Source organism: Streptosporangium sp. H13245 (assembly GCF_055690525.1).
On the sequence record NZ_JBSZKT010000001.1, the window covers coordinates 1 to 17,718 of the forward strand.

At 71.2% G+C, this 17,718-nt stretch carries 12 protein-coding genes; 3 read left to right on the top strand and 9 right to left on the bottom strand.

Annotated elements, in window-relative coordinates; all coding sequences use genetic code 11:
* The first annotated feature begins 281 nt into the window (after positions 1-281).
* Positions 282-776 carry a YajQ family cyclic di-GMP-binding protein gene (locus tag ACW9TB_RS00005; protein WP_350969089.1) on the top strand — a complete coding sequence of 165 codons (495 nt, stop codon included), beginning with the start codon at positions 282-284 and terminating at the stop codon, positions 774-776.
* 694 nt (positions 777-1,470) lie between these two features.
* Here the strand turns inward: ACW9TB_RS00005 and ACW9TB_RS00010 are convergent.
* The 6 genes from ACW9TB_RS00010 to ACW9TB_RS00035 are packed head-to-tail and all read right to left on the bottom strand — an operon-like array spanning position 1,471 to position 10,511.
* Positions 1,471-3,270 (bottom strand): hypothetical protein, encoded by a 1,800-nt coding sequence (locus ACW9TB_RS00010; protein WP_472745804.1) that lies wholly within the window; start codon positions 3,268-3,270, stop codon positions 1,471-1,473.
* Positions 3,271-3,282: 12 nt separating this feature from the next.
* Complete coding sequence (locus ACW9TB_RS00015; RefSeq protein ID WP_472745805.1) at positions 3,283-4,161, bottom strand: protein phosphatase 2C domain-containing protein; 879 nt, start codon at positions 4,159-4,161, stop codon at positions 3,283-3,285.
* A 1-nt stretch (position 4,162) separates the two neighbouring features.
* Positions 4,163-4,831: a vWA domain-containing protein gene (locus ACW9TB_RS00020; RefSeq protein WP_472745806.1), complete on the bottom strand. Its 669-nt coding sequence runs from the start codon at positions 4,829-4,831 to the stop codon at positions 4,163-4,165.
* Positions 4,828-5,664, bottom strand: a complete 837-nt coding sequence (locus ACW9TB_RS00025) for a hypothetical protein (protein ID WP_472745807.1) — start codon at positions 5,662-5,664, stop codon at positions 4,828-4,830. Before ACW9TB_RS00025 ends, ACW9TB_RS00020 begins: the two co-directional genes overlap by 4 nt.
* Positions 5,651-8,566, bottom strand: a complete 2,916-nt coding sequence (locus ACW9TB_RS00030; protein WP_472745808.1) for a hypothetical protein — start codon at positions 8,564-8,566, stop codon at positions 5,651-5,653. The genes ACW9TB_RS00025 and ACW9TB_RS00030 overlap by 14 nt, the downstream gene beginning before the upstream one ends.
* Positions 8,556-10,511 carry a hypothetical protein gene (locus tag ACW9TB_RS00035; RefSeq protein ID WP_472745809.1) on the bottom strand — a complete coding sequence of 652 codons (1,956 nt, stop codon included), beginning with the start codon at positions 10,509-10,511 and terminating at the stop codon, positions 8,556-8,558. Before ACW9TB_RS00035 ends, ACW9TB_RS00030 begins: the two co-directional genes overlap by 11 nt.
* A 725-nt stretch (positions 10,512-11,236) precedes the next feature.
* On the opposite strand from ACW9TB_RS00035, the gene ACW9TB_RS00040 reads away from it, so the two are divergent.
* Both ACW9TB_RS00040 and ACW9TB_RS00045 read left to right on the top strand, forming a co-directional pair.
* Complete coding sequence (locus ACW9TB_RS00040; RefSeq protein WP_472745810.1) at positions 11,237-11,812, top strand: pyridoxamine 5'-phosphate oxidase family protein; 576 nt, start codon at positions 11,237-11,239, stop codon at positions 11,810-11,812.
* A gap of 265 nt (positions 11,813-12,077) precedes the next feature.
* Positions 12,078-12,956, top strand: a complete 879-nt coding sequence (locus tag ACW9TB_RS00045) for a WD40 repeat domain-containing protein (RefSeq protein WP_472745811.1) — start codon at positions 12,078-12,080, stop codon at positions 12,954-12,956.
* Positions 12,957-13,001: 45 nt separating this feature from the next.
* Here ACW9TB_RS00045 and htpX read toward each other — a convergent pair whose 3' ends face one another.
* The 3 genes from htpX to ACW9TB_RS00060 all read right to left on the bottom strand — a co-directional run bounded on the left by htpX (position 13,002) and on the right by ACW9TB_RS00060 (position 17,579).
* On the bottom strand, positions 13,002-13,853 hold the full coding sequence (gene htpX / locus ACW9TB_RS00050; protein ID WP_472745812.1) for a zinc metalloprotease HtpX: 852 nt from the start codon (positions 13,851-13,853) through the stop codon (positions 13,002-13,004).
* Positions 13,854-13,926: 73 nt separating this feature from the next.
* Positions 13,927-15,723 carry an NADH-quinone oxidoreductase subunit N gene (locus ACW9TB_RS00055; RefSeq protein ID WP_472745813.1) on the bottom strand — a complete coding sequence of 599 codons (1,797 nt, stop codon included), beginning with the start codon at positions 15,721-15,723 and terminating at the stop codon, positions 13,927-13,929.
* Entirely contained in the window at positions 15,720-17,579 is a 1,860-nt protein-coding gene (locus tag ACW9TB_RS00060; protein WP_472745814.1) for a complex I subunit 4 family protein, read from the bottom strand. The genes ACW9TB_RS00055 and ACW9TB_RS00060 overlap by 4 nt, the downstream gene beginning before the upstream one ends.
* Positions 17,580-17,718: the final 139 nt, after the last annotated feature.

Consider the following 17,718-nt stretch of genomic DNA (forward strand, 5'->3'; position numbering starts at 1 on the left):
CCGTGCACATCCTGGGTTTCACCGTGACGGTCGGTTTCGGGCCCGGCCCCTCCGGATCCGGTACCGAGGTGGAGTGAGACACGCCGGGGCGGGGCGAGGTCTGCTGGAAGCGGGATGGGGACACGCTGCCGCCTCGGCATCGGTGGGAGATGCTGGCTAGGCTGATCCGTTACGTACGCGTCTACCGAACCGGCTCGCGGGCGCCGCCGCGATTCAAGGTCCGCAGCTTCCGGGGGCCGGGCAGCGATTCATAGTTCTAGCAGGTCAGAGGGGATTGTGCTTTGGCGGATTCATCGTTCGACATCGTTAGCAAGATCGACCACCAGGAGGCCGACAACGCGCTGAACCAGACGGTCAAGGAGGTCGGGCACCGATTCGACTTCAAGGGCACCGGCGCGACCATCGCCTGGTCGGGGGGCCAGAAGGCCGTTGAGATCAAGGCCAACAGCGAGGAGCGCGCCAACGCGGTCCTCGACGTCTTCAAGGACAAGCTGATCAAGCGGGGGCTCTCCCTCAAGATCCTGGACGCGGACGAGCCCAGGCTGTCCGGCAAGGAGTACCGGCTTCTGGTGACCCTCAAGGAGGGCATCGACCAGGAGCACGCCAAGAAGATCTCGAAGATCATTCGCGACGAGGGCCCCAAGGGTGTCAAGGCCCAGATCCAGGGCGAGGAACTGCGGGTGAGCTCGAAGAAGAGGGATGAGCTGCAGGAGGTCATCGCCCTGCTCAAGGGCAAAGATCTGGAGATCGCCCTTCAGTTCTCGAACTACCGCTAACGGAGGGGAACCCAGGGCTCTGACCTGCGGTTTCGGAACTTCGCTGCTCCGGGAGGACATATCCAGGGCACACGGCCGGGGCAAGGGGCTCTCTTGCGCCCCGGCCGCTCCCCCTGGCCGCTCACCTGTTTCAGGCGATGAGGGGTGACCGATCGCTGGAGATCAGCCTGAGTTGGCCGTCCGAGAGTTCCCCGGCGCCTCTGACTCTCCTCAAGATCCGGCTCCGCTGCCCCTTTCAGAGCTTGGCGTCGCTGCCTGCCAAGGCCCCACACCTCGACTCCCCAGGGCCCAGTACCTCTGTCCCTCTCAAGATCCGGCGCCGCTGTCCCTATTCAGGGCTCGGCGTCGCTACCCACCAAGACCCGACACCTCTGACTCCCCAAGGCCCGGCTCCGCTATCCCTTTCAGGGCTCGGCGTCGCTGCCCCTCAAAGCCCGACACCTCTGACTCCCCAGGGCCCGGCTCCTCTGTCCCTCTCAAGGCTCGGCGCCTCTGCGCTTTTGCTCCTTTCAAGGCTCGGCGTCTCTGACTCACCTCAAGGCCCGGCGCCGCTGCCCGTTTCAAGACTCGGTGCCGCTGTTCCTCTCAAGAGAGTGCCGTTTCGAGGTCCTTTCAGGGCAGCGCCCTTCGAGGACTTCATTCGGGGCAGCGCCGCTTTGAGGACTTCTCAAGGCGGTGCCGCTTCGAGGTGCTTTCAGGACAGTGCCTCTTCGAGGGCGGTACGCAGGCGGGTGGTCATTCCCGCCACCGGCTTTTTCATGGTCATTCGGGTGAGACGGCGCAGAGCCGGGGTGAACCAGGACACGCCGTTCTCCGGTACGGATCGGCTGTTCCACTGTGGTTCGGGGGAGGCCAGGCGCGCTACGAGCAGGGCTACCCGCACCCGGTCCCGCTCGACGGGGGAGAGCGCGTCGTCCACCTCCCAGCCGAGCTGGCGTAGCAGGATGGGCTGGGTGTCGTCGAGTGCGGTCACTCCGTCCACGTCGATGAGAAGGCCCCGCCCGGCCCCGCCCTCCACGCCGTACACGAAGTTCTTCCAGGCGGTGTCCCCGTGTGCCAGGCCGAGGCCGTGGAGCAGTTCGTGGGCGCGGACGACGTCGAGCAGCACCTGCCCTCGCTGGACGTGGCTGGCGGTCTGGCAGCCGCTGTGCGCCGGTTCCCCGGCCCACAGGTAGTCGCCGGTCTGGGCGTCTCCCCGGCTGAGCAGGAACGGCGGGCCGATCTTCCGGTAGAGCACGCCGACGGCCTGGGAGCCGTTGGTCACCACGGCGTGCGGCCACAGCGCGACGCGGTCCAGGAGTGCCCGTTCGGCCGGGGCGAGCGAGTTCGCGCGGGACAGCAGCTCACCGTAGGCGGCGTACGGCCTGGTCGGGTTGCGTTCGGTACCGGATTCCGGCGGCGTGAACTGTTTGAGGATCATCTCCTCGTCGGAGGAGGCCACACGTGCCCGCCGGATGTGTCCCATCCGTCCCACCGCGTCCTCGACCGTGACCTCGCCGAGCGGGATGGCGGGCAGCGGCCGGCCGGAGCGGCGGACCGGGAACGGTTTCGTGGCCTCCACGGTGAAGGCGGTGGCCGCCGGTGAGTCCTCCACGGTGGGGGCGGTGGCCGCCGGTGAGTGGTGCGTGGCGGTACGCGTGGCACTTTCCCGCGTGGTGCTTTCCCTCGTGGCACTCACTCGTGTGGCACCCACCTGTGCGGCGCTCCCCCTCGCGGTGCCTGCCCGCGCGGTGTCCGTTTGCACGCCACCTGTCTGCACACCGCCCGTCTGCGCGCCATGCACACCGCCTACCTGCGTGCCGCCCACCTGCGCGGGCCTGCGGGTGGCGGTGACGATGATCCGCCGTACCAGTGGGGAGAACGCGATCACCTCCACGGCGGCGAAGGTGGAGGCCGTTCGTTCCGTGTCGGCCAGCAGGATCAGTGCGACGTTCGCCAGCACCACGTACGTCACCCACGCGGACGCCCGGTCGAAGGCGGCGGGGTCCCCCGAGCGGTGCGACGCCCACCACAGGCCCAGCCAGCAGGCGGCGATCGCCACCAGGACGGCACGCGACAGGTCGGTCATCTCCAGGGACCCGAACCAGTACGCGTTGACGTGCCAGCGCAGCACAGCGGCCTGCGCCGCGAGCCATACGACCACGAGCGCGGCCCATGTCGTGGCGGCGCGCCTGCGGGCCAGCCGGGCGCGCCGCCGGGCGCCCGCCGCCTCGGCCGACAGTTCGGCCCGGCGGGTCGGGGTCAGTACGGTGGACGTGCCCGACGTGCCCGACGTGCCCGACGTGCCCGACGTGGCCGTACCGGCCGGGTTCCGCAGCCGCAGGCGCAGTTCCGCCGCGGTTCGCGACTCCCGGCGTGCCCGGGTCAGCTCCCGGGTCACCCTGCGGCGCGGCAGCTCGGCCAGCAGGTGGGCGGCGACGACGACGGCCACCAGCCACCAGCCGAGCGCCGCGTGGTCCAGCCGGGAGAGCAGGTCGTCGATCGTCTCCGTCATCGGGGAACCCCGTCAGCCATCCCGCGCGGACCTGGTCTCGTAGTGGCCGAACCAGACGACGGCGGCGGCCCGGTCGTCGTCGCGGTCGTCGCGCCGGACGGCGAGCGTGCCGAGGAACTCCAGGGGGGTGGGTGGGGAGGCCCACATGGAGGCGAGGTAGCCCAGGGCGCGCTCGTCGCGGGTACCCGCCGCCAGGCCGTCCGTGGTCAACGCGAGAACCTCGCCGTCGGACATCAGGACGGTGCGCGTCTCAAGCTTGTTGTGGTGGCCGGGGAGCGCGTGGGTGACGTTCGTCCTGGGGAGACCGGGGGGCGCCGGGTCGAAGACCGGTTCCGAGGTGCCCGGACCGATCCGCCAGGCGGTGGAGTCGCCGACCCTGGCCACCACGGCGCGGACGCTTCCCCCCGGGGGCACGGTCGCCGGGGTCGCCGCGAGCACCACGGTGGTCCGGTAGCCGCCGGACGCCTCCAGCGCGCGGGACGCGCGGTCGGCGAGCGTGGCGTCGAGGTCCGCCACCGTCTGGCGCAGCATCGTCTCCAGCGAGGAGCGCCGCTCCCAGCCCGCGCTCTCCCAGCGCTCGCGGAAGGCCCGTACCCCCAGTGCCGTCGCCGCCCTGGCGGCTCTTCCCGCGCCGTCGCCGTCCCCGACGCCGTCCGCGACGGCGAGCAGGCAGACCGTCTCCTCCGGGTCCGTCCACACCGTCACCGAGTCGTTGCAGTTGTGCCAGGGGCGGCGTTTCTCCGCGGCCACCCACCCGGCGCGGACGGTGAGGGTCCCCACCTGCCCGCCGTCGTAGGCCAGCAGTGGGGGCACGGTCTCCGACCTGCCCCGGTAGACGCCCGGTTCCAGCCAGGGGCGGTTCATGGAGTCCATCGCCGGGAAATCGGACATGTCAGTTCTCTTCGTAGGAGAGCACGCGGCTGCCCGGCGGTGCCACGGTCCGGGGTTCGCCGTGGGCGATGCTGGAGGTGACCGAGCCGAAGATCAGCTCTGAGAACCTCCGGAGGGCCTGCGCGGGGGTGTCGCTCTGCCCCGCGAGGTAGGCGGCCGTCGGGTCGGAGGCGATCGAGGCCAGCGCGCCGACGTCCACCGAGCCGAACCCGTAGGGGACGAGCTGCACCCGGCGTCCGTCCCCGGCCGCCGACAGCAGCGCCTGCCGTTCCGAGACCCAGCCCCGGCGGGCGTCCCGGCTGGAGTTGGGCCTGCCGTCGGTGAGCATGAAGACCATCGGGTTCTGCGGCGACTCCAGCGCCGCGAGGTCGGCGGTGACGGCCCGCGCCGCCGTCTCGAAGGCCGAGGCGAACGACGTGCCGCCCCCGGCGAGGAGCGTACGGCACCTCGTGGCCGAGGAGAGGCGGGTCAGGGGGAGGTCCACCGAGGACTCCTCGGCGAAGGAGATCACCCCCAGGCGGACCGTCGCGCAGATCGTCGGGTCCCGTGACAGGTCCTCGATCAGCTCGCGGATGACGGTGTTCACGGTCTCGATGGCCGTGACCTCCCCGGCCCTCGCGGCCATCGACGCCGACCGGTCCGCCAGTACGTAGATGGGGAAGAGCGTCATGACGACACCCCCGCGGCGAACAGGACCGAGCCGCGCGTCGTCCGGTCGGCCCGGCGCCGTGGCAGCCTGACGACCTGGAGCACGGTGCCGGAACCCGCCGGGTGGCCGTCCAGGACCGCGCTGAGCTTGAGGTCCACCACCTGCGCGAACCCGTCGTCCTCGCGGCGGTACAGGTCGCCCCTGACGCCCTCGCCGAGGTCGTTCAGCGCCGCCAGCGCCTGGTTGCGCAGCGTCTCGATCAGGACCGTCCACGCGCTCCCCGGCTCGGCGCCGGGTACGTACACCGACGACGCGGCCTCGTGCAGCGCCACCACCCGGCCGCCGGGGTCGTCCCCGGCGGTGCCGATCTCCTCCAGCCTGGCCAGCGTCCGCAACCTGGCCACCCATCCCGGGACGCGTTCGGCGCCCCGGCCCGGCTCGACCCAGACGACCTGCCCCATCGCGCCCACGAGGATCGCCGCCGTGGGGACCAGCCGGTTCAGTGTCTCCTGCGGGGACAGCCCGGAGGGCAGGGCGGTGAGCCGCAGGCCGGGCAGCAGCGGGTGTTCGCCCACCAGGAGGGTCGCGATGTCGAGGCTCACCGGCCCCGGGGCCTCCGGGCTCGTGCCCTGCTCGGCGGATCCCGCCCGGACGTACTCGGTGAGCAGGCGGCAGGCGGTCTGCCTGCGGCGCGGGGAGGTGGTGGTGAGCGTGCCGACGACCGGGGCGGCGGCGCCGTCCCGTCGCGGGACGAAGTCACCGGGGCTCAGCGGGCGGCCGAGAACCTCGGTGAGGTCGGCCGCGAGCTGACCGGCCAGGTCGTCACCGGCGGGGGCGGGCTCAGTGAATTCCACTGAAGGGGTCCTTCGTCTCGTCGTACTGGGCGCCGGATCCCAGGACCCGGCGGAAGACCTTTCCCTGGGGGGCGTCGTACAGGTCCGTGTGCGCGTCCACGGTGAGCCGTTCCGGGCGCTGGTCGTGCAGGCGCAGCAGGCCCTCCCTGTCGATGGACAGCCACCGGGACCTGCGGGCCAGCTCCGTGATCGGTACGAAGTCCGGCTGCCGGGAGTCGTCGCCGTTCTCCCCGGCCGCGCCGTGGTCGTCCCTGTTCGGGGAGCGCCCGGAGAACCGGTCCCTGAAGCTCTGGCGCTGTTTCTCCCCTTCCGCGTGGCCCGCCGAGCCGGTGGTGGGACGCCAGTAGAGGGTCCTGCCACGGACCGGCAGGACGAGGCCGCCCCACGGGACCGGTGTCCCGGCCCGCAGCAGCAGCTCGGGCGACTGCACCCCGAGGCCGGGGCTGTAGACGTCGACGTACAGGTCGTGGGAGACGACCGGCGTCGGTTCGGCACCGGCCGCGTCCCTGCTCTGCGGCTCGGGGACGTGCGCCAGCCGGGACAGCGGGGCGGGCAGCTCGTGGTACGGGCCGGTCAGCTCCCAGCCGGGAACGCCCTTGCAGAGCAGCATGGTGATCCGCTCCTCCTGGTCGATCTCCAGGCGCAGGTGCACCCCCGCCCGCGACAGCTGGTCGGCCTCCTCCCTGGGGATGCCGGTGTAGGCGGCCCACTGGGTCTCGCTGCTGTCAGACTGCTTGGCCCGGTTCAGCGACACGTCGTACCGGTGGATCTCGATCTTGGAGGCGACGGGGTACTCACCGGCGCTCTCCGCGTAGGCGGTGCTTCCGCCGTCGGTGCTGAGGGCCTGCCCCCGGCGGAACACCAGGGTGAAGTCACTGCTGTGGCTGGTCCGCAGGTGGAAGTCGGCCGCCAGGTTCACGTGCAGCAGGGAGGGGTCGATGTTGAAGTAGGAGCGCCCCTCGCGCAGCCGTTCGACCACCCTCGGGTCTTCGGGGGAGACGCCGAAGTCCGCGACCGCGTTGAGGTACATGCCGCCCAGGGCCGTGCCGGTCTTGCAGTGCTGGGCGTCGAACACCACCTCGAACGTGGCGTCCATCCCGTCCTCGTCGAACAGGGTCCGCAGCAGCTCCTCCACCCGCCGCCGCAGGTATCCCGAGAGCATGGACCCGCCGGAGAGCAGCACGTGGTCCACGGACTGGCGGCGCGAGACGGCGTCCCGGTGCGGAGCGGACGCCAGCCCGCCGTGGGCGATCCCCGCGGCCAGCGCCGCGATCCGGCGGGCCGCGGGCTCCACCAGCGCGGCCATCTCGGCGGCGGTGACGGTCGTCTCGGCGACGCGGGCCAGCGGCTCCCGTCGCTCGTCGGCGTCCGCGGGGTCGGCCCAGACCAGGTGGACGACGTCGGCGCCCTCCTTGCCGCGTTCCTCGGTGACGACGCGGACCGTGACGTCACGCGCCCGGTCACCGCTCAGCCCCCGGTGCTTGACCTGCTCGGCCGCCTGCCAGAGCACGTCGAACGCCTCGCGCCGCTCCTCGGCGATCGCCGAGGACGCCCCCTGGAACTTCGTACGCTCCTCGGCCACCTCCAGCCGCTTCTTCAGCTCCTTGAAGATGCTCAGCGTGAGCATGTCCCCGCCCAGGTGCATCCGTCCCCCGGAGGCGAGCACCTGCGGCTGCAGCAGGTAGAAGCGGCCGGGAGACTGCCCGGCGGCGGGCGCGGTGACGTCGGCCACCGCGGCCTTCACCAGCGTGCAGTCGGTCGTGCCGCCGCCGACGTCGATGACGAGCAGGTTCTCGTGCCACTCCCTGGCCGCCGCCCACGTGTCCGGGGCCTCCCAGGAGCGCGGGCCCTCGGGGCAGCGGGCGTGCAGCTTGAACGCCTCGACGCCGAGCAGGGCGTCCGCGCCGAACCGTTTGAGCAGGAAGAAACCGGCCGCCGCCGCGGCCTCGTCGATGGTCATCTCCACCCGGGGCGCCAGCTTTCTCACCACGGCCAGCAGGTCGTCACGCCGGTCGGGCGGCAGCTTGGTGGGGTACGTCACGTTGACGCGGCTGATCCGCACACCGTCCCCGAGGCCGAGTTCGTGCTGGACGAGCTGCGCGAAGCGTTCGTAGACCTGGCGGAAGACCTCGTCCCCCCTCAGTCCCGTGGACGGGATCTCCTCGCCGAGATCCACAAGGTGGCGCTTGACGCCGCGCAGCCGGAGGCCCTGCTCACCGACGCTCTCGTCCGCGAAGTCGACCTTCCCCCCGGCGACGATCAGGTCGCTGCTGCGCAGCTTGGTGGTGTGCAGGTGGTTGATGTCCAGGGGCGGGCTGCTCAGCACCTGCTGCCAGGCCAGGGCGCAGTCGAGCGGGCTCCGGGAGGTCCTGCGGTCGATCTCCAGCCCCGGGTCGGCGTCCGGGCGCAGGTCGATGTGCACGATCTTGACCGCCCGCCTCACGCCTTCCGCGGGCAGGGCGCCGTCGTCCATGTAGACGGCCCGGTTGTCGGCGATGGCGCACACGGCGCGGCTGGTCCCGAAGTCGAACGTCGCGGAGATGAGGTCCCGCTCGTCGTCGGAGGACTGGGGCTCTGTCATGGTGAGGTCCTTGATCTGTGACGGGTGGAGGCGGAAGCCGCTCCGTGCCAGAGGTGGGGGGACCCGGCTGGCGGGCTGGGGACGCCGGTAGAAGACGACGACGGTCGGCTGGGCGAGATCGCCGCGCCACGGTACGAGGGGCAGGTCCAGGTCCAGCGCCGCGCCGTCGCGCGCCGGGGAGAGGTGGGTGGTGGTGACCACCGCGGCGCCGTCCAGCACGTCCACCCGCTCGATCTCGCCGGGAACGGTGCCCGCGCCGAGACTGAGCAGGGCCTCACCGGGCCGTCGCCCCAGCCACAGACGCGGCTCGTCACTCCTCACTGCCGGACCTGGTGGCCGAAAGCTGCATCAGGCCGCTGTGGACGGAGTCGAGCACCTCGGTGAGGAGTGGCGTGCCGTCGGAGCTGACCGGCTGGGAGAGATATCCGATCAAGTCCTCCCTGGCCCGCCTGGCGGTGTCCTCGAACAGGGCGATGAGCATGCGCTCCAGGAGTCTGGCGATCTCGTCCCTGGTCCTCGCCACCACCCGGTAGGTGAGCCAGCCCGCGTGGGCGTCCTCGTGACGGGCCCGTACCGGGACGTCGTCGTCCGTACGGCCGTAGCCGGTGAGCTGTGCGAGCAGGCGCCTGACCAGCGCGGAGAACTGCCGTGCCATCTCGGCGTCCGTGGCATCCGCGGCGTCGTCGGTGTCGTCCTCCGCCGCCGCGGTGACCGAGCCCTTCAAACCGGGGACGGAGTAGCCGTTCCGCCACTCGGCCAGGGACTTGGCCAGCTCCTCCCTCGTCTCCTCGACGGCCTCCAGGGCGAGCGCGGTGAAGTCGACCCCGGCCAGCGCCTCGTGGACGTCCTTGGTCGGCCCCAGCCAGCGCTCCTGCCGCCGCTGGAACACCTGGCGGACCGTTATCCACGCGGTGGAGCCGTACACGAGACCCGCGGAGAGCTCGGCGGCGATCTCGCGTAGCTCGGTGATCGGCGTCGGGTCGGTCCTGGCCCGGTCCCGCAGGTCGGCCACGGCCCTTTCCAGGTCGCCGGGGTTCGGCAGCGCGTCCAGGGCCTGCCTGGTCAGGTCGGTGCCCAGGGCGAGAAGCCGGTCGAGCTCCTCGTCGTCCAGCCGTCCGGGGTCGCTGTCGGCGAGCGTCCTGATCGTCCGCTGGAGCCGCCCCACGCCTCCGTCGTCGAGCGCGGCCAGCACCGCCTCCCGGAACGGGCCCTCCTGCGCGGCGGGCGCGGCCAGCCCCTCCCGCCACAGCTCGCGCTTGGCCATGGCGCCCTGCCAGATGATGCCGTTCTTGGGATCGAAGGCGTTCCAGGCTCCCTCGTCGCCCATGGCCCAGGGTCCGCTGACGGCGACGAGCGCGGCCTGCCGCCCGCCCCGCCCCAGCTCCTGGAGGTGAGCGGTGATGACCGCTTCGAGCGTACGGACCTCGTGGGACTCGCCGGGATTCTCGACGCTGTCCAGCTTCGTCGCCACCAGGACTCCGTGCGCCCCCGGCGGCGCCACCGGGATGATGTGGGAGGAGCCTGGGCTGCAGGTCATGGTGAGCAGGGCGATGTGGGCGCGCGACTCCATCTCCTTGATGATCACATTTTCCAGGGCGCCGCCCATGCGGGTGCCGGGGGTGTCCACCACGACGACGCTGCGACCGCCCGTCCACGACAGGTTCCACGCCCCGGGGCTCACCGGCAGCTCCACGATCACGCGGGCGATCAGGGCGACACCGACGCCGTCGCCGTCGAAGGTGAGCGAGCCGCCCTTGGCCCTGAAGGACGTCTCGTCGTAGACGGCCCCGTAACCGAGGACTCCCGCCGCCCTCGCCATGTCCTCGACGAGGAGCTGGTTCTTGTGCGGCTGCCGGGCGAGGTCGGCGAGCGGGCGGGGGTCGTCCTCGCCGACGTCGAGCAGGGCGCGGGCCCGGCGGCGCGCGGCCTCCTCGGTGAGGGTCAGGATGCGGACCCGGGGAGTGGCCTCCGGGTCGGAGGACTGCCGCAGCCGCAGCTCGGTGGCCGCCACGGTCACCGCGCCCGGCCCCACCTCCAGGGCGTCGGAACGGCCGAGCAGGAGCCGCAGCACGGTGGACTTCATCGACGCCGCCGCGCCGAGCGCGACGATCCGGATCTCCCCGGCGCGCACCTGGACGATCTGCTGGAGAACGTCCCTCAGCCGCGCGACGAGATCCAGCGTGTGCGGGGATTCCACACCGAGATCGTGGCGTTCCAGGTCCTGGACGGCCTGGGTGAGCGGTTCCCGGATTCTTCTGCGGGCCATTCGCCACCTCGTTTCCGCGCTCGCCGGGCGCACAAGGAATACGGCCTGGCGGCAGCGATCGGGCCGCGGCGCCGTCTACTGGCGTCACCTTATGAGCCATCCCATTGAAATAGCAATAATTTTGTTTAGCACGGTTCGCCGAAAACCAGTGGCGACAATGTTGATCCTGGGCCACCGGAGAAAAATCACCTTTCACCCGGTTCGATTGTCGCCATCTATAGTTAACTTAAGAAATATGAGTTTCGGGCGGCGTTCTATTCCGATGGGGACCGTCCCCATAGTGGAGGCCGGAGTCGTGTCGCGACAAAGTCCCAGGTCATCGGGAAAGCGTCGTGACCCGTACGTGCCGCGAGGTGAAGTTCTGTCGAACGCCCCTGTCAGAGCGGCTCCGTTTCGAGGTGCGGGGCGCGTCGAAACGATCATTTGACGGATGGGGAGGCGGGCCACCGGCGACCCGGGCGAGAAGTACGGAAGAAAGGGCGCGCCCATCGGTGAGAGAACGCGATCGCCGCGACGTTTTCCCGGGGTCATTGCCGAAAATGGGCGGTAGCGGCTCCGGGCGTTAACGGCTTCGAAGGGCTCCCGTTCCGGCGCGTTCACCGACGGCGCGGGCGCGGGTGTCCGGGGCCTGTGACGCGTCATCGACCGGCCTGCGGCTACCAAGCCGAGGGCGACCACCGGACGCGGTGCCGACCGGCGAACACCAAAGAACTATCGTGCTGTTCATGGGGAAAATTCACGACAGGATCAACGACCGGCTGCGTGAGTTCATCGGAGCGCAGCAGGTCTATTTCGTGGCCACGGCCCCCGAGGAGGGCGGCCACGTCAACATGTCCCCCAAGGGATACGCCGACACCTTCGCCGTTCTCGACGACACCACCGTCGCCTACCTGGACCTGGAGGGCAGCGGGGTGGAGACGATCGCCCACCTTCGCCAGAACGGCCGCATCACGGTCATGTTCTGCGCCTTCTCCGGCCCTCCCAACATCCTCCGCCTGTACGGCACCGGCCGGGTCGTCGTACCGGAGAGCCCCGACTTCGCGACTCTGCTCAAGAGTTTCGGCCCGCATCCGGGCGTGCGGTCGATCATCGTCGTCGACTGCGACCGGATCTCCGACTCCTGCGGCTTCTCGGTGCCGTTCATGTCCTTCGACAGGGACCGGACGCTGCTGGACGAGTGGGCGGGGCGCAAGGACGTCCAGCAGCGGCGCACCCACCGGGCGCGGGAGAACCGCGAGAGCATCGACGGCATCCCCGGCCTCTCCGCGGAGGAGACCGACCCGGTCACGCAGCACTCCTGAGACGGCCAGGGCCGTCCCGGACGGGACCGGTCCTCGCGGAGGCAGGTCCTCGCAGGGACCGGTGCGCGCAGGGGCCGGTCCTCGCGGAGGCAGGTCCTCGTGGGGCCGGTCCGTTCGTCCCGCTACGGAAGGGTTTCCGCTTCCACCTCGGCCGGGTGACACTCGCGGCGACACCGCCGGACGGCCTTCCCCGAGGCGTACAGTAAGCCCGCGCCCCCCGCGTGTCCGGGAGATTCGGGGGGCCTCGGTGGGGTTGTTCTGCCGCTTGAGCGTTTGCGTCGGCGCGGTCGCCGTGGTCATGGGGGCGGGCTTCCCCGCGGCGGCCGTGAGCGCGAGACCTCCGGTCCGGTACGCCGGACTTGACGGGTGCGTCTGCGCTCCCTGGAAGCTCTGGGTACGCGGCGGCAGGGTGGTCGCGCTCCCCGCCGCCCGAGTGTTCTCCGCGGGCAGGCAACGGGCACCACTGGCACTGGCACCGAACGGCAGGTATGTCGCGTACTTCCAGCTGGAGGACGGGGCGCTGGTGGTACGGGAGATGGCCACCGGCGAGGTGCGCGCGGTGCCGGGGGTGATGTGGTCGAACGCCATGCGCGCGGCACGGGTCGAACTCTCCCCGGGGGGACGGTACGCGGTGCTGGGCATCGGCGGGGAGTATCGGATCCTGGACACGTACAGCGGGGAGGGTGTCCAGGTGCCGCCCGGGCTGCGGCCGTGGAGTTTCAGCCCTGACGCGAAGTTCGTGCTCGTGGTGGATGACACGTTCCAGGCGGGGATCTACTCGATGTCGCCCTTCAGCGAGCGGGGACGCGTCCCGGTGGGAGGCGCGCTCGGCCCGGACGGCGAGACCGTCGCCCACTTCACGGCGCGTGACGCGGGGATCCGGCTGTGGAGCGTACCCACCGGCGGCATCCCCAGGGGCGTCCCCATCGCGGTGCCCGCCGACAGGACCCCGACCCGGATGCGCTGGAACAGCGAGGGCCGCCTCGACCTGCAGACGGTCATCCCGCGCAGGATCAGGAAGGGGGGCGGCACCCGCTACACCTGGTATCGGGTCGATCGGGAGTCGGGCGGGACGGAACGCGTGGGGGGCTTCGTCGTGCCCGGATCCGTCTACAACCCGATCGTCACCGGGCTGACCCCCTGACCCGTACGCGGGCCGGAGAGGCTCATGAAGCATGGGAGCGCGGGGTCAGCGGCGGTAACCGGCCATGCGCTCCAGGCGGGCGACGCGCTCGGCGGTGGGCGGGTGGGTGGAGAACATCCTGCCGATCCCGGCGCCGCGGAACGGGTTGGCGATCATCAGGTGGGAGGCGGAGGCGATCCTGCCGTTCTCCGGGAGAGGCAGCTGACGGGCGCCCATCTCGATCTTTCTCAGCGCCGAGGCGAGGGCCAGCGGGTCACCCGTCAACCGGGCACCGGACTCGTCCGCCTGGTATTCGCGGGAGCGGGAGATGGCCATCTGGATCATTCCGGCCGCGACCGGGCCGAGCACGATCATGAGGAGCACGCCGATGAACCCCGGGCCCTCGTCGTCGTCCCCGCCGCCGAAGAACAGGCCGACGTAGCCGAGGTAGGTGATCATGGTGGCGAGCGCCCCGGCCACCGAGGAGATCAGGATGTCGCGGTTGTAGACGTGGGAGAGCTCGTGCCCGATGACTCCGCGCAGCTCGCGCTCGTCGAGGATCTGGGTGATCCCGTAGGTCACGCAGACCGCGGCGTTGCGGGGGTTGCGCCCCGTCGCGAAGGCGTTGGGCTGCATGGTCGGCGAGACGTAGAGCCGGGGCATGGGCTGGCGGGCCTCGGTGGAGAGCTCGCGCACGATCCGGTAGAGGAGCGGTTGCTCGACCTCCCCCACCGGCCGGGCGCGCATGGCGGACAGCGCGATGCGGTCGGAGAAGAAGTAGGCGGCGGCGCTGGTCGCCAGCGCGATCAGGACCGCGATCTGCACGCCGACGCCACCTCCGAGCCACGCCCCCACCGCGATGATCACCGCGGACAGTGCGCCGAGGAGGACCGCGGTACGCAGACCGTTGTGATGCACTACACCCCCCTTTCGGTTGATGCTGATTCACCTGTGACAACGTCTCCGGCCAGGTCGAACGTTCCCGGGCGGTTCAGCCCGCGGAGATGAGTGCCGCGGGGACGAGGTCGAGGACCAGCTGGGGGGCGACCGAGAACGCGATCGCGACGATCGCCGCCACCGCGACGGCCACACTCGCGGGTATCCATCCGGCACCGCGGCCGTCCGTTCGCACGCTCCCGGGCGCGGCACCTTCCGTCACGTCACCCCCGGGCGCGGCACCTCCCGCCGTGGCGCTCCCAGGGGTGAAACCCCTGGTCACGGCGCTCCCGAGCGCGACGCCTCCCGCCATGGGGCTTCCGGGCGTGGCGCTTCCGGGCGTGGCGCTCGCGGTCACCGGGGCCGGAGTGAAGATCCGTACGACCCAGGCGACGTAGTAGTAGAGGCCCATGACCGTGTTGACCGCCATGACGGCGGCCAGCCAGCCACCGCCTCCGCCGAGGAGCTCCCGGAACACCACGATCTTGGCGAAGAGTCCGGCCAGCCCCGGTGGCAGGCCCGCCAGGCAGATCAGGGAGAAGGCCAGCGCCAGCCCGGCGGCCGGGCTCCGGAACGCCAGGCCCCGGTAGTCGTCCAGCTCTCCCCCGCCCGCCCGCCTCGACACCAGCGTGACCACGGCGAACGCCCCGAGGTTCATCGCCGCGTAGAAGACCAGGTAGGCGACCGAGGCGTTCAGCGCCTCGTCGTTCCTGACGCCGAGGGGGGCGAGGATGTAGCCCGACTGGGCGACGGACGACCAGGCGAGCAGCCGCACGGCGTGACGCTGGCGCATGGCCAGGAGGTTGCCCACGGTCATGGTCAGCCCGGCGAGGATCGCGATCAGCGGAACCCAGGTGGCCCCCTGGCCGCCCAGGGCGACGACCAGGATGAGGATCAGCCCGGCGAACCCCGCCGCCTTGGAGATGACGGACAGCAGAGCCGCTACGGGGACGGGGGCGCCCTGGTAGACGTCGCCCGCCCACGCGTGGAACGGCACCACCGCGATCTTGAAGGCGAACCCGGCGAGGACCAGGACCACGGCCACGGTGACCACGGCGGGCAGGTCGTAGCCGATCTCCAGCAGGGACTCGTAAGCGCTGTCTTCTCCGATGCCTCCCTGGCCGGGCCCGAGGCCGGTGGCGGCGGGGACGTCCTGTCGCAGGACGTGGGCCATCCGGTCGAGGTAGACGGTGCCGGTCGTCCCGTACAGCAGGGAGACCCCGAAGAGCATCACCGCCGTGGAGACCACGGAGACCAGGAAGAGCTTGACCGCCGCCTCGGAGCTACGGCCGTCGTAACGCTTGAGCGCGGTGAGCGCGAACACCGGCAGCGAGACAAGCTCCAGCGCGACCACCAGCATGATCAGGTCGCGGGAGGCGGGCAGGGCGACGGCACCCGCCAGCGTGCAGAGCAGCAGGAAGTACCACTCCCCGACGGGGATGTCCCCGGAGGAGAGCTCGGCCGCCGACAGCAGCACCACGACGATCCCGGCGAACAGCGCGAGCCCCGCGAAGACCAGCGTGAAGTCGTCGACCACGAACGAGCACGGCGCCACGGCGGTCGCGGGTGCCGTCGACCCGGTCACCGGGGGGACGATGGCACCGATCGCCGCGTGGGGGGAGCCGAGCAGCCCCTCGGGTACGCAGAAGGTCCTCAGCGGGTCTCCGGCGCGCACGGCCTGGGAGATCACCACCGCCAGGGCACCGACCACCCCGGCCAGCGTGACCGCGCCGAGCGCCGTCCGGACGTACGGCCTGCTGGGCAGGAAGGCGTCCAGGATCAGCACGAGCCCGGCGGTGAGGGCGAGGATGAGGGGCGGCGCGACCGCGTAGTAGTCGATCGACTGGATCACGGCGCGCCCACCAGGGTCCGGACCACCGGATCGGTGAGGAGGAGAAGCGCCTTGGGCCAGAGCCCGAACAGCAGGATCAGCGCGACCAGCGGCACCCAGGCGGCCAGCTCGTAGCCCGTGACGTCGGGCATGCGCGACCTGCCGGTGCTCGTCGCTCCCGAGGGCACTCGCGCGGTCGTGCCCGAGGTCGTCCCCCCGGTCACCGCCGGTGTCGTCGCGGAGAGCGCCAAGGGTGTCGAGGGCGCCGAGGGCGCCGTTCCCGAGGTCGGCACCGGAGGGGACGCCGGTGGGGACGCGCCTCCCGCGCCGACGGCCGCCACGGGGAGGTCCTTCCCGCCTGCCTCGGAGGTGGGGGCGCCTCCCTCGTAGCCGCCCTCCCCGTGATCGCCCTCCTCCCCGGTCGGGCCCGTGGAGGGGAGACCGCCCGCGGGGACCCCGGCCAGGACCGGGACGTGGACGGTCTCGGTGCTCCGGCCGTGGGTGACGCGGGAGAGCATGAGCAGGAAGTAGGCGGCGGTCAGCACCGTACCGAGACCTCCGAGGGCCATGAAGACCAGGTAGAGGGGGCGGGACAGACCCGCGGCCGGTTCGAAGGCACCGAGGAGGGCCAGCATCTCGCCCCAGAAACCCGCCAGGCCCGGCAGCCCGAGCGAGGCGACGCAGGCGAAGGTGAGCAGGGACGCGAGACGGGGAAGGCGGGTGAGCATGCCACCGCCGAGGGCCGGTATGTCGGAGGTGCCGTAGCGCTCCTTGACGGCTCCGGCGACGAAGAACAGCAGGGCCGTGATCAGGCCGTGGGCGATGTTGCCGAACAGGGCACCGTTGACCCCGGCCGGGGTGAGCGTGGCGAAGCCCAGGAGCACGAACCCCATGTGGCCGACCGAGGAGTAGGCGATCATCCTTTTGAGATCGCGCTGGGCGAGACAGGCCAGCGAGCCGTAGACGATGCCGATCACCGCGAAGGCTCCGAGCCAGGGGGCCGTCGCGGCGGCGCCGTCGGGCAGGATCGGGATCGCGACACGGACGAAGCCGTACGTGCCCATCTTGAGCAGCACGCCCGCCAGGAGCACCGAGCCGACGGTCGGCGCCTCGGTGTGGGCGTCGGGCAGCCAGGTGTGCAGCGGCCACATCGGCGTCTTGACCGCGAAACCGATGCCGACGGCCAGGAAAGCGAGGGTCTGCACCGAGGGGGACATGCCCGTCCCCCGTGCCCGCGCGAGGGCGGTCATGTCCAGGGTGCCGGTCTGCGACCAGATGAGCAGCAGGCCGAGCAGGAGGACCACCGAGCCGAGCAGGGTGTAGAGGATGAACTTGATCGCCGCCGCCCGGCGGGCACGCCCGCCCCAGATGGCGATCACGAAGTACATCGGGATGAGGACGACCTCGAAGAACACGAAGAACAGCAGCAGGTCGAGCGCGAGGAACGTGCCGATCATGCCCACTTCGAGGATGAGCAGCGTGAACACCAACGCCCGTGGCCGGTTGCCGCCCGGCCGGGGCCCCAGCAGCTGTCCGGGACCGTCGGCGCGGCCCCGGCACAGGTAGACGAAGCAGAGGAAGGTCAGCAGCGTGGTCAGCACGACCAGTGGCAGCGAGATCCCGTCCACGCCGAGGTGGAACCTGAGGTCGAGACCGGGAATCCAGGCCAGGTCGGTCACGAACTGCGTCCGGGCCACGTCCCCGTAGTCGAACGCGGCGGCCAGCAGCACCGACAGCGCGAACGTGATCCCGGAGACGACCAGGCCGTGCACCCTGAGCAGCCGCTTCCCGGCCGCGACGTCCGCCCCGGGTGGTACGAGCAGCGCGGCGGCCCCGGCGAGCGGTACGCCGAGGAGCGCGATCAGCACCCAGCTCATGGCGTGGCCACCTCAACCTCACGGGAGCCGGGCCCCGTGTTCGTCCCTGTATCCGGTGTCGGCCTTGCGTCCGGTTTTGTGTCCGGTGTTGGGGTCGATCCCGTGTTCCGTGTTGGGCTGGGCCCTGGGCACGGCCCTG

Coding starts and splice junctions, on each gene's coding strand:
- ACW9TB_RS00020 (WP_472745806.1), bottom strand. CDS start 4,831: ATGACGCTCTTCCCCATCTACGTACTGGCGGACCGGTCGGCGTCGATG.
- ACW9TB_RS00010 (WP_472745804.1), bottom strand. CDS start 3,270: ATGACGGAGACGATCGACGACCTGCTCTCCCGGCTGGACCACGCGGCG.
- ACW9TB_RS00060 (WP_472745814.1), bottom strand. CDS start 17,579: ATGAGCTGGGTGCTGATCGCGCTCCTCGGCGTACCGCTCGCCGGGGCC.
- ACW9TB_RS00035 (WP_472745809.1), bottom strand. CDS start 10,511: ATGGCCCGCAGAAGAATCCGGGAACCGCTCACCCAGGCCGTCCAGGAC.
- ACW9TB_RS00040 (WP_472745810.1), top strand. CDS start 11,237: ATGGGGAAAATTCACGACAGGATCAACGACCGGCTGCGTGAGTTCATC.
- ACW9TB_RS00015 (WP_472745805.1), bottom strand. CDS start 4,161: ATGTCCGATTTCCCGGCGATGGACTCCATGAACCGCCCCTGGCTGGAA.